A 2,839-nucleotide genomic window follows, 5' to 3' on the forward strand; every position below is an offset into this window, starting at 1 on the left:
GTCACAATACTGCCATCAGCTTTGTATGATTTAGTAACATGTTGAAAGCGCGGTAGTAGTTCTGTTTGGGCGACTTGTTTGATAAGGCTAATAAGCTGTTTTATGTTTATTTCCATATTGATAAAGAGGTTGTGCGTTAATAAAATTATAAAAACAATTTAAGAATAATGGCTTTACAATTTACAAGGAAAATCCAAAAAATACAAACAATGGGGTTTTCCAACTGACTAATATTAACCACAAAAATACTATAAAATTAATTCTATTTTATCCCCTAAAATAGTTTTTCTATCAATTTTAATCAGGAGTACCATGTTTAATAAATCTCAAACATTATCTAAAGTAGATATCGATATTGCTAATGCTATTAGCGCAGAAGAAGCTCGTCAAGAAGCGCATATTGAGTTAATTGCTAGTGAAAACTATACGTCACCAGCAGTTATGGAGGCGCAAGGTTCGCAGCTTACCAATAAGTATGCAGAAGGTTATCCTAAAAAGCGTTACTACGGCGGTTGTGAACATGTTGATGTGGTGGAACAATTGGCGATTGATCGTGCAAAAGAATTATTTGGTGCAGATTACGCTAACGTGCAGCCTCATTCTGGCTCTCAAGCTAATGCAGCAGTATTTCAAGCATTATTAGTACCAGGTGATACCATTTTAGGCATGAGCTTGGCGCATGGTGGTCACTTGACACATGGTGCGGCACCTTCTTTTTCAGGTAAAAATTTCAATGCCATTCAATATGGTTTGGATGAATCAACAGGTGAGATTGATTACGCTCAAGTGGAGGCGTTGGCCCAAGAGCACAAGCCAAAGATGATTATTGCAGGATTTTCAGCATACTCACGTGTTGTTGATTGGCAGCGTTTTAGAGATATTGCTGATAGTGTTGGTGCTTATTTGTTTGTTGATATGGCGCACGTTGCCGGTTTAATTGCAACGGGTGAGTATCCATCTCCAGTAGGTATTGCTGATGTAACAACTACCACAACTCATAAGACTTTGCGCGGCCCTCGTGGTGGTTTGATTCTAGCCAAAGCCAACGAAGAAATTGAGAAAAAACTTAACTCTGCAATTTTCCCAGGTATTCAAGGTGGCCCATTAATGCATATTATTGCGGCTAAAGCGGTTTGCTTTAAAGAGGCAATGAGCGATGAATACAAGGCTTACCAAAAGCAAGTTAAGATCAATGCACAAGCAATGGCCGATACTTTTATTCAGCGCGGTTTTGATGTGGTTTCTGGCGGTACAGACGATCATTTATTCTTAGTAAGTTTTATTGATCAAGGCTTAACTGGTAAGGCTGTTGACGCAGCACTAGGTGCGGCGCACATTACTGTAAATATGAACGCTGTACCTAATGATCCTCAATCACCATTTGTCACTAGTGGTATTCGTGTGGGCACACCGGCGGCAACCACACGCGGATTTGATGAAACTGATTGTGCAAATCTAGCTTCATGGATGTGTGATATTTGTGATGATCTTGAAAATCAAGCGGTTATTGATGAAGTGCAAGCTAAAGTTACTGAACTTTGCGCAGCACATCCGGTTTACTCTTAGCATTACTCAAGGGGGAGAATGCGCTGTCCATTTTGTCAGTCTGATGACACCAAGGTATTAGATACTCGCCTAATCGATGATGGCTCACAAGTGCGTCGTCGTCGCGAGTGCACTTCTTGTGGCGAGCGTTATTCAACCCGTGAAACGGTTGACCTCAATCTACCAAGACTGGTTAAGAGTGATGAATCTCGTGAATCATTTAGTGAAGACAAGCTTCGTTCTGGCTTGCTTAAAGCTTTAGAAAAACGACCGGTTAAAACCTCTCAAATTGAAACAGCTATTCAACGTATTGAGCGCAAACTCATGACTCAAGCTGAGCGTGAAGTATCTTCGGATAAAATTGGTGAGTGGGTCATGCAGGAGTTAAAAGCACTTGATGAAGTGGCTTATATTCGCTTTGCTTCAGTTTATCGTCAATTCCAGGATATTGAAGCCTTTAAAAATGAGATTGAAAAACTCATGAAAAAATAATGGCTAAGACTAAAAGCGAGTTTATTTGTCGTGAGTGTGGCGCATCTCAACCACAGTGGGCTGGGCAATGTCTTACTTGCAAAGAGTGGAATACATTAGAAGAGGTTGTTTTATCTCAAGCTACTTCATCTAAACCTGAAAGCCTTAAAGACCTTCCGCCTTCAACTGTGCAAAATCTTTCTGATATTAAGTCAGAACATAGAGAGCGACTTACCACCGGCTTAAGTGAGCTGGATCGAACCCTTGGCGGTGGATTGGTTGATGGTTCCGTGGTGTTAATTGGTGGCGATCCTGGTATTGGTAAATCTACCCTTATCCTACAAGCCATGGCCGCCATTAATAAAAATGACACCACGCTGTATGTGAGTGGTGAAGAGTCAGCAGAGCAAGTGAGTGATCGAGCTATACGTTTGGGTATTAATGAAGATATATTGTTACTCAGTGAAACGCATTTAGAAAAAATCATTAAGTTGGCTAAAGAAGTTAAGCCAAAAGTTATTGTGATCGATTCCATTCAAACTATGGTAACTGACGGCTTAACCTCTGCACCAGGCTCGGTTACTCAAGTGCGCGATTGCGCTGCCCAGCTAACCCAATTTGCCAAACAAACCAACACTATCTTGCTGATGATTGGTCATGTCACCAAAGGTGGCGCTTTAGCAGGCCCAAGAATACTTGAGCATATGGTAGATGCAGTGTTGTATTTTGAAGGTGATGCCGGTGGGCGCTACCGTATTATTCGTGCGGTTAAAAATCGCTTTGGTGCTGTTAATGAGATCAGTGTATTTGCCATGGGCGAAAC

The 2,839-nt window shown here is 41.2% G+C and carries 3 protein-coding genes; all 3 read left to right on the plus strand.

All coding sequences use genetic code 11. The features are described from left to right. The first annotated feature begins 312 nt into the window (after positions 1–312). A complete protein-coding gene (glyA, locus tag PSN35_RS06835) occupies positions 313–1,566 on the plus strand; it encodes a serine hydroxymethyltransferase (RefSeq protein ID WP_300031296.1) in 1,254 nt (417 codons plus the stop codon). A gap of 18 nt (positions 1,567–1,584) precedes the next feature. Further along, on the plus strand, positions 1,585–2,037 hold the full coding sequence (gene nrdR, locus PSN35_RS06840) for a transcriptional regulator NrdR (protein ID WP_300031299.1): 453 nt from the start codon (positions 1,585–1,587) through the stop codon (positions 2,035–2,037). After that, positions 2,037–2,839 (plus strand): DNA repair protein RadA (locus PSN35_RS06845; protein ID WP_300031302.1); only part of this gene is annotated, 803 nt, incomplete at its 3' end. The genes nrdR and PSN35_RS06845, both read left to right, overlap by 1 nt.

It is taken from the genome of Candidatus Thioglobus sp., from assembly GCF_028599055.1.
In the GTDB taxonomy this organism is placed as follows: Bacteria; Pseudomonadota; Gammaproteobacteria; order PS1; family Pseudothioglobaceae; genus Thioglobus_A.